Raw genomic sequence first — 13,928 nt, forward strand, 5'->3', positions numbered from 1 at the left:
GCTTGTCCAGGTTGGACAGTGTCAGCTGGCGGTCCCCGACTTGCACGGTCAGCTTCTTCTCTCCCACACCGAGGACGGCACCGAACCCGACCTGATCAACACCGGCACCTGGACCCCGAACCTGCCGTCACTGCAGTACTACAAGATCAAGCTTCACATCCCCGGCCTCGGCGCCGAAGCGACCAACGTCGTGTACAACATCAACCCCGGTGGCGGTGTGGCGCCGTGGAAGATCCGCGTGAACCAAGCGTGGAACTCCGAGCAATGGGTGACCATCGGGACCTTCGCCATGGAAACGGCGGCAACGTCGTCCTCACCAACAGCGGCAACTCGCTCGACCGAGGCGGTTCCGGCTACTCGGACTTTGACGTCGCCTACGACGCGATCGCCTTTGTCCCTGTGGGTGGCACTCCGGGCCAGCCCATCGGCGGGCCGCCCGGCATCCTCGATGCACCCAAGGGATCCAACCCCGCCTGGGTCAATTGCAGCTGCGTCGCTCGCACAGCAGGTGACCCTGTAGATACCGCCACCGGCTACTTCGGACAGACGTGGACCGACCTCGCGACACCGGGCCGAGGCGAAGCTCTCAAGTTCAGCCGCACCTACGCCGAGAGCATCGCTGACCCGAACGGCCCCAACAAAGCGGGCGCCCACGGACGGGCCGTTCGGCTGGGGCTGGACGTACTCCTACAACCTCTCCGCGGCAACGGACGCCGGTTCCGGGACGGTGACGATCCGACAAGAAGACGGTTCACAAGTCGCTTTCGTCCACACCAACGGCAGCTATACCGGCCGCGCCGCGGTATGACGTGACGCTGAGCGCGGTGGGAGACAGCTACGTCTACACCCGCCGAGGTCAGGACATCTTCACCTTCGACAAGGCGACCGGGCACCTGACGGCAGAACAGGATCTCGCCGGTACCAAGGCGAACCCGCAGTATTCGACGAGCCTCACCTATGACAGTGCCGGCCACCTGCACACCATCACTGATCCGGGCGGTCGCAGCTACACGCTGACCTGGACCGGGAACCACATCACAGACCTGGCCGACCAGACGGGCCGCGAGATCAGCTACGGCTACGACGCCGCCGGCAACTTGACCGACGTCTACGGCGTCGGCACGACAAGGACCCCGGCGGTCAAGGACGACGACCACGCCCGGTACACCTACACCGCGGCCTACCTGATGTCCTCGTGCGCAGCCGCACCAACTTCTCGGCCGGCGCGTCGGCGGTCACCTCCATGACCTACGACAGTTTCGAACGTGTCGCCACGCATACGGAGCCGCTCGGTCACACGACCACCTTCACCTACGGCCCCGAGAGCGGGCTGGCCGCCGGGCAGACCCTCACCACGGATCCTGGCGGCCACAAGACGCTCGACACATACACGAACGGCCTGCTCACCGCCGAAATCAAGGGATACGGCAGCTCAGACGCCGGCACCTGGTCCTACACCTACGATCCCGTCACGCTCGGGGTGTCCACGGCGACCGACCCCGACGGCACGATGACCACCTACGCCTACGACGACCACGGCAACCGGATCTCCGAGTCGACGGGCTCGGTGTCACCACGAACTTCCTCTACGACGACCACGGCAACCCAGATCGAATCGATCGACGGCGACGGCGTCGCCACCGTCAATCAGTACGACCAAGCCGACCACATCCCGGCCGGATCTGCCGGCATCGTTGATTTGACCGCGACCACGGTCACCCAAGCCAACAACGTCGTCGAATCGACGACCGGCAATTTCGGGCCCGCTCCGGCTCGGACGATCAACTACTTCTACGACGACGCCGCACACCCAGCCGATCGCTCGCGCACGGTAGATCCTCTCGGCCACACCACAAAGGTCACCTACGACACTTTCGGGAACAAGACGTCGAGCACGGACCCCGCAGGGGACAAGACCGCCTACGGTTACGACACCGGTCGAGGCTTCCTGACATCGACCGTCAGCCCGGTCGGCACGGCCGCCGGCGTCCAACCGGGCTGCGTGCCGCCCGCGAACGGGTGCACCACGACAACCTACGACATCTACGGCGACGTCGTCGCCACGACCGATCCGCTGGGGCACATCTCCCGGTCGGGCTTCGACGCTGACGGGCACAAGACCTCGGTCACCGACGCCAACAACCACACAACGACCGACACCTTCAACGAGGCCGGGCAGCAGGTCAAACAACGGCGGCCGACGGGACGTTCGCCACCACCGAGTACAACCCCAACGGCACCAAAGCCGATGTCATCGACGGGCTCGGACACAAAACCTTGTTCGGCTACGATAGCCAGGGCCGCGGTGTCTCCCACACCGACCCCGACAACCGTGTTGCCACTTCCACCCTGGATCCGGCCGGGTTGTTGACGAAGGTCTTCGACCAGTCCGGCCGCACGACCACGACCAGCCACGACCCGGCCGGCCGGCTCACCAGCGTGTCCTATTCGGACGGTACGACCCACGCGATCGACTACGGCTACGACCCCGCCGGGCAGCGGGTGTCGATGACCGACGGCACCGGCACGACGACCTGGTCGTACGACGTGTTCGGCGACATCGTCACCAAGACAACCGGAGCCGGGCCGACCGTTGACTACGGGTACGACGACGCAGGCGAGCAGACTTCCCTGACGTACCCCGGCCAGACAACGCCGGTCAGCCGCACGTTCGACGTGGCCGGCCGACTCGCGACCGTGACCGACTGGAACAACAACAAGACCACGTTCGGCTACCGCCCCGACGGCCGCCTGGCCACCACTGCCTACCCCGACGGGGTCACGGTCACCAACGGCTACGACCCCTCCGCGACCCTTTCTTCCACCACGGCGACGACTCCCGCTGCCACCGTCAACTCCGCCGGATACGGCCGTGACCCCGCAGGCCAACTCAGCTCCCTGACAACCGGCGGCTCCACCCAGGCTTTCACCTACAACGACCGCGAACAGCTTACGACCAGTGGTGCAGCGGCCTACGCCAACGACGGGGCCGGCAACCCGATCACCGTCGGAGACGTAGCGCAGACCTTCGACCCAGCCAGCCAGCTCACCACGAGCGGGACGGTCGCCTACGGCTTCGACACGTCAGGCAACCGCGTCTCGGCGGGCACCTCGACGACCTACCACTACGACCAGGCCAACCGGCTCACCAGTTTCGTCGGACCCAGTGGTGCGGCGAGCTACGGCTACGACGGAGCCGGGTTGCGGGCGACGAAGACGACCGGCGGCGCCACGATCGGATTCACCTGGGACGACAGCCCGACACCCAACCTGCTCTCCGACGGCACGACCGCCTACGTCTATGGGCCGGACGGACTGCCGATCGAGCAGACCTCGGTCGGCGGGACGAACTGGTTCGTGCACGACCAGGTCGGCTCGACCATCGCGCTGCTCAACGGCGCCGGAGCAGTCGCCGGGAGTTTCACCTACCCGCCGTACGGCGTGGCGACGCACGCCGGCGCAGCCGACACCCGCCTGCGCTACACCGGGCAGTACACCGATCCTGAGTCCGGGCTCGTCTACCTGCGTTGCCCGCTACTACGATCCGTCGACAGCGCAGTTCCTCACGGTCGACCCGCTCGTCGATCAGACCGGCACGCCGTACTCCTACCTCGGTGGGAACCCCCTCAACGGCACGGACTTCAGCGGCCTGTGCGGATTCTGGTGCTGGGTCGGTGTCGGTGCAGGGTGATCGGTACGGCCGCATGCATCATCGCTGAGCCGTGTGGCCTCGTCGAAGGCGGTGTCGCGTTGGGTGCCGGCGGGGCCGCTGCGCTGGGCGGGGGACTCGCGCTCGAGGGTGGCAGCGCCATCGCCACCGGGGCGGCGGCCGGCGGCCTGATCGGCGGCGCCATGCACGCGGCGACCAACGGCGGCAGCGGTCACTCGAACAGCAGCAGCTCATCCTCGAGCGGCAGTAGCGGTGGCAGCCCGGCAAACTCCGGCGTCGCGCAGCGGCCCTACTCCGGCATCCCCAACAGCTCAGGCTGCGAAGAGGTCGCCGACCAGATCCAGAGCCGGATCGGTGGCGAACTCTGGGAGGTCAAACCACTAGGCCCGAAGATGACCCTCGGGCCGTACCACGGGGAGGACACGTTCTGGGGCGATCACACATTCGTGGTCAAGGACGGCTGGGCTTACGATCAATGGACTGGCCCTGAGGGTGTCCCGTTGGAGGAGTTCAAGGAGCAGTTTGAGTACGCCGACGTACTCAGGTTTGCCCCGAAGTAGACAAGGATTTTCGATCGTGGACTACCGCAAGCTGTTCGCCGAGATCCATCGGCGCCCGAGGATGTACGGCCTGGACGGCAGCTACCACGACTACTGCACGTACCTGCTGGGCATCGACGCCGGCAACGACGGCCAGTTGCTCACAGGGTTCACGGAGCTGCTCGTGCCGCGGGTCGGCGCCGGCAACAACCTGACCTGGGTCTCCTTGGTGCTGCACCTCGCCTTTCCCGACCTCACCTCGGGGTGGCGCGACGAGGCCGCTGGCGAGGGCAAGCAGGCGGCGGTGGATCTGCTCTTCTCCCTGCTGGACGAGTTCTTCGAGAAGCGCGACGCCCCCGGCGGGACCGCTACCATCTTCGATGACTACCTGACCTGGTTGAAAGCTCAGCCCTGGCATCGCCCATGATGGAGGCGGCGCCCCGATCCACCGCAGCACAGACAGGGGACTACGCGGTTGAAAGCCAACAGAGCGCAGCATAACGGTGCGCCGGCTCCAAACGCGCCACAATCGCAACCGGTGCGCTCCTGACGATGTGCCTTTGAGATCCCTATCGATTCGACTGGCCTGCCGAGGTAGTCGTGACGACGTCGATCCTGCGCGGCATCGCTGACGTTGCTGGTGAACTGACAATGGTTTCCGGCTTGACAAAACGCGCACAAAATCAGCACATGACTGTGCGCTTCCGCCGGTTCCGCCGGGACGGTCGGCGTTCCATTGTGGATGCATGCGAGCCGAGTCTTCGATCCGAGCTGTTGAACCTTTCGGGGGGCCGACGGCCCTTGCCTCGATTTCGCTGGCCGGGGTGACGCCCCTCCCTCTACGCGTCACCCCGGCCTTCTCGATCGGTGTGTACCCCAGGGCTCTGAGGTTCGAGCACAGCTATCCCGACCAGAACAATTCGTCACCGGCCACCGCTGATCAGCACGACCCCCAGCGCGCCGGCAAGAAGGCACGGCCCGAAGGGCACCAGCGTTTTGCCGTCCGCACCACGTTGATGCGGGCGAGGCACGGCCGACAGCACCAGCGCGAGGACCAACGCCGTCAGCAACGCCGCGGCGAGGTGCGCCCAGCCGAGCCAGCCATCCACCAGCCCGACCACCGCGGCCAGGCGTACGTCTCCGGCGCCAATGCCTCCGGCGCTCGGGCCAGACTCGGCGCCGCGTGGTTCGAGATCGGCCTGTTGTTCACCCAGTCTGATGGCAGCCCGTTGCGCTCGGCGGATGTGGCGGCCCGGTTCCAGGAGCTCACCCGTCGTGCTGGATTGCCGCCGATCCGGCTGCACGATCTGCGTCACACCGCGGCAAGCTTGGCACTCGAGGCAGGGGCGGACATGAAGGTTGTGCAGCACATGCTGAGGCATTTTGTCGATCACGGTGACCATGGACACTCGCACGACGTCGTGCCCGAAGTCGCGCTTGCGGCGGCCGAGGCTACCGCGAAGAGCTCCTGCGGTCGGCAACGCGAGAGCTCGGGCACGACTCGGGCACGTCACCGGCCATTGTGGACGATGGGCAACCGGAAGATTCGCTTCCACGCAACGCAAATCCCCAGACCGGAGGTGATCCGAACCTGGGGAATGAGGGTGCGCCATCAGGGACTCGAACCCCGAACCCGCTGGTTAAGAGTTCGCGGCCTGAGCTGTCGGACGGTGTCGAGTGATGCCGGAGATTGCCGTTTTCCTGGGCCACCAGGTGGCTGGTGTGTCGGCCTGTGTCACCGTCTGCCGTCGTGTACGCGACCTCTCGGGCTCTTCTCGGGCTCGCGTGTGCCGGATTCTGTCGAGGTGTTTGTGCAGGTCGGTCCTGGTGCGCGGTGCGGACTGCGGGACAGGAGGGTTGCCGTGATGAGCCCAACCGAGGGGCGGGGTCCGGTTCGCTCGGGGGTCACGCTGATTGTGGGAGTCATCGTGGCTTTGACCTTCATCTTCCGGTTTCGGGAACGTGTTCACGTTGGCGCTTCGGCTGGGAGTGCCGGCCTGGGTCGCTCCACTGGTGGCACCTGCGGTAGATCTGTCGGTGCGGGGCGCTCCTGCTGAGGTGATTCGGCCGGCTCGGCGGCTGTTGTTGGCCGCGAGTGTGGTGACCTTGGCGTTGAACGTTGCTGAGCCGTTGATCGTCGGCGAGGTGGGAAGGCGTTGTTCGATGCAGTGGGTCCGTTGTTGTTGACCGGCTGGGCGGAGGTGGGACCGGCCCTGCTGCAGGCGTTGGCTGCCGTATCAGTTGCCGAGTGTCCGGCTGGCGTTGCCCAGACCACTGACTCAGGCAGCACCTCGGCCGAGCCGCCAAAAGCGTGGACGCTGATTTGCTGGACTGGGCTCGGCTTGAGTATCGGCGGTATCGTGAGCTGTATCAGCGGCCGGTCTCTGCCGAAACCTCCGGAAGGCGCTGGGAGTAGGCACGGATCGGTCGCGCGCCCTCGTGAAGTTGGTCCGAGCGGGGCGGAGCATCTCCGCGTAGGGCACATTCAGGAGGCGGTGCTGGGATCGCAACACTGGCCCGTTTTCGCGAGTTGGTCGAGTTGTCGCGGCTCGGACCTTGGTCGTCGCCTTCTTGCGCCCGTCAGGGTGTGGGCCAGACGTTGTGCTCGGTGTCGTGTTACCGCTTCGGTCTTTGTGCTCGTCCAGGACGGGGGATGCTTCGGGTCATCCGTTCGAGTGGGAACAAGCCGGCATTTGGTTCGGGCGCTGCGTCTCGATCCACTGGTGTGTTGTCGTACAGAACCTGTTGCAGGGTCTGGCCGCGGCTGTCGAAGATCAGGCAAGCCGCGCGGCACGCACCTGTCTGGATCTTCTTGGCTTTCAGGTAAGGCGTCAGGTACTCGGCTGCTTCAGCCGGTTGTTCGCGGCGCCCGATACAGGCCCAGACGAGCAACATGTGCCGTCCGGTGTCGTCCCCCAGCAGCGTCGTCACGGAGTGATGCTGACCATCTTGACGGACGACCTTTGCGAGATCCTTGGCGAGGCGGCCGAACTTTCTCTGTGCCCCGCCGTTCAGGCTGAGCAGCGCGGTGCAGGTCGCGAGCCAGCCGGTCTCGGCGGCTTCGGTGATGGCATCCACCAAGCGGATGATGGTGTCGTTGGCGTTGTAGCGGGGCTTGGCTGCGTTGGTGCCGTCTTCGTCGGCGTAGTACCAGGCGTCGAGCGGCTCGGTCCTGCTTTCGACCACCTGAGGGACCTGTTCCCGATGTCGTCGCTGGTCTCCGGTCCGTGGTGCGAGCGACCACGGTAGGTCCGCGTTGAGGCGTTCAGGATCGGGTTCGAAGAAGAAGTGGGCTTCGAGGAACAGCATGAAGAGGTCGAGCTCGTCGACTGCTCGGTACTTCCACGTGGTTTCCGGCTGGGTGCGTCGGCGGAGATAGAGGATCAGCTCGCTCGGTCGGTCGAGCAGTTCGCACACGACGCGCAGGTCGTGTATCGAGACGGTCCAGGGGATGTTGTCGCGCCGGAGAACCCCCGCGGCGAGCAGGGCTGGAATGGCGGTGGTGACACCGGAAAGGTCTTCGAGGCCCACCGCGATGGTGTGGACCTCGCGCACTCGGCTGAGGTCGAGCCATTCGCCGTTGTCAAGGCGGAGGCGCTGATCGGTGAGGATGCGGTCGCGAAGACGGCCGGCTTGGTCAGCGGCCGAGGTGATGATGTCCCGGAGTTTCCCGCGGAGGCGGCGAGCGACGCCGCCGCGTGCTTCGCCGGTGAGTGAGACGGACTTGACCTCGATGATCAGCGCGACGTCATCGATGAGCAAAAGACCGTCGGCTTCGACACGCTTGGTGAAATCGGCCGGTTCGAGCTGGGGCTGCGCTGCTCGCGGATCGGGAACGAAGTAGTTGAGTGACCGGTACACGCGGGCGTTCGGCAGGGCTCGTTCGAGGAGGTCGATAGCCGCTTTCTCCACCCACGGCCCACGGTGGTCCTCGTAGGCCGTCATGCGCCCCGCCGCCTTGAGCCGGGTCTCGATGACCTCCCGCACGGCGGGTAGCGCCAGGCAATCGTGAACGAGGACGCGCCGACCGGCAGGATCGGCCACGATCGGAGCTGTCCGGAGCGGATTGTCACCGCGGAAGAACCGGTCCAGGGTCTCGTCAGGTCCAAGATCGCTGTCAAGGGTGAAAGTGTCCAGCACTGCCTCGATTACGGTCGGCTCGTATCCTGTGGACGAGGCGATTGCGCTGACGTCGATGAGGGTCGCCGCGCCGATATTCGTCGTCAGGTCGCTCACAGCATCGAACATCGCCTGGGCCACGCGAACGGCGCCGGGATCAGGCGCTGAGGTGGAATCCCGCTCCTCGTCTCGGAAAGCTTCCAGGTAAGGAAGCGACGCGTCGCGAGCGTCTTCCATGCGAGAAAAACGTTGCTGGATAGAAGACAGTGGCGCGGTACGTACTGCCTCCATCACGCGCACCGCCTCAAGACCAGTGAAACCGAGCACCTCACGGCAGACGTCGTTGACCTTCTCGTCCCCGAACAGCCCCAGCAAAGTGTCGAGCAGCATGTGTGGGTAAACCGGGTTTCGCAGGTTGACCTCGCGCTGCACCGACCGGAAGACGACAGCCTGCTCTGCGTTGCTCGGCGGGGATTCGAGAATGCCGATCAAGCTGCCCACCGACAGAGCCTCCCTCGCCGCCGCCTCCAGCGGATCCGGCGTGAACCGTGCAGGGTCCAGGTGGACAACGACCGGCTCGGCGGCGCGATCGCGGCACGCCAGCACCAGCGCGATCACCTCGAGGGCGGCTGCAGACTGCTCGATCCCGTGACTTCCTTGCTTCATGATCATTCCGACGCGCACGGCGGAGACCGCCTTCAGCAGGTCCAAGCCACAGGCCCGCTGCTCGATCGTCCGGGCCAGCTCCCGCAGCCGTTGACGAGCAGCCTCAGCAGCGCCTGAGTTGTCATCGGAATTTGCGGTGTACTGAGCGAACCGCTCGACCATCAGGGCTAATTCGGTGGCCACGCCTGGCGCGGCGTGGCCAGTGGCACGCTGGCGTTGGGCCTTCTGGCGCTTCTGTCTCGCCCGTCGCGCCTTCTGCTGTTTTCCGCTCATCGGGTTAATTTACCCAAGTGCCGAGCCCGCGAGCATCGGCGCTTTGGCGTGGTGCTCGTAGGCCGAGTTCGCATTGTCGTCGGCACCTGAGCATCGCAGGGTCGACGGAGGGGGCGAGCACGAATATGGGACTGCTCGACCCGGTCAAGCAATCCGCACTGGCGGGCGGGTGGTGCTGGGGGGGAGTCGGCACGTGACGGCGCGCGGGACAAACCCCAGAGCGCGCGAACTTTCGTGCCCGGCCAGCCCACGAACAAGAAAGCTGCTCCGAGACGGCTGGCCGAGGGATGCGGTGTTGACGTGCGGTTCACTGCGGCGTGTCCGAGGGTTACCCGCGATCCGCCAGTTGCGCTAGCTGCGGCCGGCTCGATGAGCCCTGCGGCTGTCTACAGAGCCGACGTCGAGGACGTGCGGCAGGTGCGCGCTGCGGGGCGAGCCGAATGCTCCGGTGATGATCGTGGTGCCTGCGTCGGGCGACATAGTCGGCGCGTTGGTCGAACGCCCCGCCGTCGACGCGCTGACCCACGCCGTCGCCATGGCGCGTGCTGTGCGTGACGGCGGCGCCGGTGTCGTCGCGGACGTGATGTGCGAGACCCTCGGTTGGCGCAAACATAGCGGATCGACGGGTGATCTTGTCGGGCACTGAGTGTCATCGGCTTCGGAGTTTCCTGCGCCGAATGTGTGATTATCTGGGAAACGCGATGAGCCGCGAAGATCGGTCGATACGGTTGCACGGTGGACTTGTGGTCTCCGACAGAAATACTGTTGAGATAACAAGGTTATTCGAGCGAGGGGACCGGGATGGTGGATCCATTAAGTTTTCCGGTATTGGCCGGAGCCGCGCTGAACCAGGCGTTCAACTTTCTGTTCGGCCGTCTGGCGCACACACTGGATTCTCGAGACGACCATGACCAGGAAGACGTAGAACAGATCGCGGTACCTGCAGTTGTGCGCGGTGAACTGGGCCCAGTGACCGCGACGTCGGCCGTTGTCGAAGCTCGCTTGCCGGAGATCCAGGAACTAGTCGGGACACTCAGCGTCTACGAGCGCAAGCCGGAACGGCTCGACGGAACCGACGCGGCGGTGCGGGCTGACCTGGCGCGAGCACGGGAGTTGCTGGAGCAAATCTACGGCAAACGCATCACTTTCCACGGTGAGGAGCGTCCCGGCACTGGTGCGCGCGTGGAACAGCGGATCGAGGTCTTGGCCAACGAGGCCATCGGCATCCGAGCCAGCCGCGTCCGCTCCGCGGATGTAACGCAAGTGGTCGGCCAAGTCCGTACTGGTGGTTCGATCATCGGCATCGACGGCGATGACATTGGCTGACGACGAGCGCCTGGCCCGCACAGTGTCGGCAGAGGCTCAGGGCACGACGGAACAGGTAACTGCGGGCAACCAAGCTGCTGTGCCTGACCCGACCGGCTCGACACCCGAGAGCCACTTGCTGTCTCGGACTGCCGTCGATGGGGCTCCTGGCGACGGTGATTCCGGATACCAGGACGCCGCGGTGTACCGCCGCGGATCACCAGGCGATGTGCAGGTCAACATCCACGTTGGCAATCAGAGCGGGGGGCTGGCTGCGGGGATCGTCGAAAACGTCCGGCGTCTGCTGAACTACCACGACCTGACGCCGGATTACATCGCGGCGTGCGCCACGGCATTCGCCGAGCCACCGACCCTCCATGAAGCGCAGCAGCGCCTACGTGAGCACCACATCGTCGTCTTGGTCGGTGCCCCCGATTCGGGACGGCACCACACTGCAGTCGCGCTGCTGCAGCAGCGGCCCGGTGTAGTGCTGCGCGAAGTGCGTCGGGAAGTCAATGATCGGCTGGACGTGGCCGCACTCGGTATCGAGCGCCTCTCAGGCTGGCTGCTTGACCTGAGAGGCGAGTCGCAACTCGAGTCGTCATTTGGTCGCGCGCTCCTGGGCGAACGCGACCGGCTGCGTGCTCGTGAGTCTTATCTGGCGGTGATCGTCGACGAAGATCTCTGGAACACAGCCAACGCTGGCGCGGCTGAGCTCGAATATCCCTGTCGGCCGGTGGCCGCGGACGCGATCGTGACGGCACGCCTGTCTGTATTGACTCCGCCGATCGACGCCAGGCCTTACCTGGCAGACACCCGGATCAGCGACCGGCTTGCCCGTGCCATACCTGTCGAGGCCGTTCAGTGGGTACATGCCATTATCGATGTCGAAGCCCGATCTGCATCGCAGCTGTCCGAGGACGACGGTGCCGAACCGACCGGCGACGACCTGCTGCGTCTTCGGGTCGAAACCGTCTGGAGAGTACACGGCAACTGGCGGAAGCAACTGGTGGACTGGCACCGGGCTCACCGCGACAGTCAGGTCCGCCACTTTCTGTTGGCCGCCGCGGTGCTGGAAGGGTGCCCAGCCGGATTGGTGTTCACCTCCAGCGGAGACTTGGCGGTGGCGCTAGGCGAATCCCGGCCCGACAACACCGGACTTCGTGGCGCCGGCATCCTGGAGATGGCCCACGACGCCGGTGCAACTCTGGCCGACGACGACCTGGTCACCTTCGACAAGCCGGGCTATGCCGACGCGATACTCGACTACTTCTGGATCGACCGCCAGCACCTCCAGACCAAATTCATGACCTGGCTATGTGGGCTGCCCCAAGCTCTGGGAGACCTGCCAACAGACGCCGTCACCGACCGGATCGCCAGCTATGTCCTTCGCTGGTCAGTCCGGCACCGCTCGTTGACATTGCTGCGCGAAGTTGCCGCCGAATGGGTTGTTGACGAGCAGGTGAGACCGATCCTGCGGCACCTGCTCACCGCTGCGTCGCTGGACCCGGCTTTGGGCAAACAGATGCGCGACGAGCTGCTGGCCTGGGCTAAGCCGGAGCAGCCGTCCGTCGCAATGAAGACCATGGTAGCCGAGGTTTGCGCCGGCGAACTCTCGACAATCCATCCCAAGGCAGCGCTCTACCGTATCGCCACACTCGCGCGCGACGAAAACACGGAACTGGCCAGCGCAGTCAGCGCTGCAGTCGCGGCTTTGTGGCGCAATGCCGACCTGCGTTCCGACCTTGTCCGCCAAATCTCCATCTGGTGCAACGCGGCAGATGCGGCCCGCCGCAGCGCCGGGGCGGCCGCGTTCCTGACACTTGCCGCACTCCGCGACGACAACACCGGCCAACCTCAGCTCTTGGCCAGGACGCAGGATTGGGATGTATCCGCGGAACACGAGCGTCTCGTGGCCGGGTGGCGCGCGGTAATGCGTGTTCGACCGCCAGTCGACGCAGTGCTGGGCGCGCTCGGTTGCTGGCTCGATCTGGCAGTCACCGACCCTGAGTTCCTCTGGCCCCTGCACCGAATACTCGCCGGCGCTGTCCGTCCGACCGGGCCGACTGAGACGCCGCTGCGAAGTTTCGTTTACCTCACTTCGGTACTGGTGGTCTGGGCACCTGAGCAACCCGGCGGGCAGGAGACGGCCCGCACCCGGGTGCGGGAGTCGGTGCTCTCTCACGTGGCGAGCCTCGCGCCGGAGCTCGAGATGCTCAATGCCCCGGGGCTCGCGGCAGCTCCGAATGAGCAGCCCGTCGCCAACCCGGATGTTTAGGCGCCCACGTGGCCGCATCGTGTTCACGGAAAGGCTCGCCAGCAGTACTCGTGGCCTCTACTTCACCGCGCGTTTCGAGGGCGTCTGGCGGCTGCGCGTTTCGTCCCGCCGCCAATCTCAGCCCGACCAGGCCGCGCGATCCCTGCTCACTTGCACCGCCGCGAACGTGGCCGCGCGGACCCCGATCACGCACCTCAGCACCGCTCAGGCCGAAATAAATGCTTCCTTGGGTCGGCTCGGAGCGCCTGGGGCGGAGATCGCTGTCCACGATGCCTCGGCGACTGTCACGGTAGAGCCGGAGACGCTCAGGCAGGCGCGACATCACGAGCAACTGGTCCGCGAGCAGGAACTAGCCGACGCAACTCAAGAACGTGAACTGCGGCGGCTGCAGCGCTTCCGAGACACCGTGCTGACTGATCCCGGGGCGGCGATGTCCTACTGGTTCATGCAGCATCCTGACCAGCTGGATGAGGGGGTATACGACAAGATCACGCACCTGATCACGAAGATCTCCGAGCACGATCCATCGATGAGCTGGCTGCACGTCGCGCGCATCCTCGATGCCTTCATTCGAGATCTAGATGTTGCGGACAAGCAGGCACTGCTGAAGTTGCTTTCCGACGAGATGGTCCGGTTCGGCAACAAGCGGATGGCTGACGAGGTAGCCTCGCACCTGCCTGAGAACCAATGATCCGAGGTGCACCGCGTCCCCGCCGGACGACCGCGACCGCGCCCGGGTGATCCGCGCGTGGGCAGCGAGAACGGCTGGGCCGTCGTCGCGCGTGGCCGCATCCTGCCGAAGCCATTACCCGCCGCCGACTGGCTGACAGCTCCTCCGCGCGTGCATGGCTGGGCGAAACCGCCAAGCCAAGGTCGTCGGCGCCCTAGTTCCGTCGCCCCGCGAGCGGAGCCACGGAACGCGATGTTGGAGACGCCCGACGTGCTCATACCGTTCGACGTCCAGTCGCTCCGCGTCCGCTATCCCGCGGCCGCACCGGTGCCTGGACGTCCGACGCTGGAGGGTGTCTTCGCGCGCACGCATCCTCGGTGGGTCGGTGTTCTCTGTGAATGGAGGCGT

The 13,928-nt window shown here is 65.5% G+C and carries 12 protein-coding genes and 1 pseudogene; 12 read left to right on the forward strand and 1 reads right to left on the reverse strand.

The window, feature by feature from the left end; genetic code table 11:
* Positions 1-40: 40 nt before the first annotated feature.
* The 8 genes and pseudogenes from QRX50_RS19855 (at position 41) to QRX50_RS49585 (ending at position 6,266) form a co-directional block, all read left to right on the forward strand.
* Complete coding sequence (locus QRX50_RS19855) at positions 41-520, forward strand: golvesin C-terminal-like domain-containing protein (protein ID WP_285974795.1); 480 nt, start codon at positions 41-43, stop codon at positions 518-520.
* A gap of 99 nt (positions 521-619) precedes the next feature.
* Positions 620-808 (forward strand): DUF6531 domain-containing protein, encoded by a 189-nt coding sequence (locus QRX50_RS19860; RefSeq protein WP_285974506.1) that lies wholly within the window; start codon positions 620-622, stop codon positions 806-808.
* A 16-nt stretch (positions 809-824) separates the two neighbouring features.
* Entirely contained in the window at positions 825-1,247 is a 423-nt protein-coding gene (locus tag QRX50_RS19865; protein WP_285973430.1) for a hypothetical protein, read from the forward strand.
* 233 nt (positions 1,248-1,480) lie between these two features.
* Positions 1,481-2,371, forward strand: coding sequence for an RHS repeat domain-containing protein (locus tag QRX50_RS19870; protein ID WP_285973431.1), 891 nt, complete (start codon positions 1,481-1,483; stop codon positions 2,369-2,371).
* A pseudogene (locus QRX50_RS50585) lies at positions 2,368-3,465 on the forward strand (type IV secretion protein Rhs); the annotation flags it as partial. The gene QRX50_RS19870 and the pseudogene QRX50_RS50585, both read left to right, overlap by 4 nt.
* Before the next feature lie 37 nt (positions 3,466-3,502).
* The gene (locus tag QRX50_RS50590) at positions 3,503-3,691 is read left to right on the forward strand and encodes an RHS repeat-associated core domain-containing protein (protein WP_491700789.1); all 189 of its coding nucleotides are present in this window, start codon (positions 3,503-3,505) and stop codon (positions 3,689-3,691) included.
* Positions 3,692-4,246: 555 nt separating this feature from the next.
* A complete protein-coding gene (locus QRX50_RS19885) occupies positions 4,247-4,636 on the forward strand; it encodes a hypothetical protein (RefSeq protein ID WP_285973432.1) in 390 nt (129 codons plus the stop codon).
* Between the two features lie 589 nt (positions 4,637-5,225).
* Complete coding sequence (locus QRX50_RS49585) at positions 5,226-6,266, forward strand: tyrosine-type recombinase/integrase (protein WP_353074160.1); 1,041 nt, start codon at positions 5,226-5,228, stop codon at positions 6,264-6,266.
* 559 nt (positions 6,267-6,825) lie between these two features.
* Here the strand turns inward: QRX50_RS49585 and QRX50_RS19895 are convergent.
* Positions 6,826-9,267 (reverse strand): hypothetical protein, encoded by a 2,442-nt coding sequence (locus tag QRX50_RS19895; RefSeq protein WP_285973434.1) that lies wholly within the window; start codon positions 9,265-9,267, stop codon positions 6,826-6,828.
* Between the two features lie 451 nt (positions 9,268-9,718).
* On the opposite strand from QRX50_RS19895, the gene QRX50_RS19900 reads away from it, so the two are divergent.
* From QRX50_RS19900 to QRX50_RS19915, 4 genes are all read left to right on the forward strand, one after another.
* Positions 9,719-9,913 carry a hypothetical protein gene (locus tag QRX50_RS19900; protein ID WP_285973435.1) on the forward strand — a complete coding sequence of 65 codons (195 nt, stop codon included), beginning with the start codon at positions 9,719-9,721 and terminating at the stop codon, positions 9,911-9,913.
* Between the two features lie 155 nt (positions 9,914-10,068).
* Positions 10,069-10,593, forward strand: coding sequence for a hypothetical protein (locus QRX50_RS19905; RefSeq protein ID WP_285973436.1), 525 nt, complete (start codon positions 10,069-10,071; stop codon positions 10,591-10,593).
* A complete protein-coding gene (locus QRX50_RS19910; protein WP_285973437.1) occupies positions 10,580-12,850 on the forward strand; it encodes a hypothetical protein in 2,271 nt (756 codons plus the stop codon). The genes QRX50_RS19905 and QRX50_RS19910 overlap by 14 nt, the downstream gene beginning before the upstream one ends.
* A gap of 19 nt (positions 12,851-12,869) precedes the next feature.
* Positions 12,870-13,541: a hypothetical protein gene (locus QRX50_RS19915; protein WP_285973438.1), complete on the forward strand. Its 672-nt coding sequence runs from the start codon at positions 12,870-12,872 to the stop codon at positions 13,539-13,541.
* The last annotated feature ends 387 nt before the right edge of the window (positions 13,542-13,928 follow it).

Source organism: Amycolatopsis sp. 2-15, assembly GCF_030285625.1.
Taxonomy (GTDB): domain Bacteria; phylum Actinomycetota; class Actinomycetes; order Mycobacteriales; family Pseudonocardiaceae; genus Amycolatopsis; species Amycolatopsis carbonis.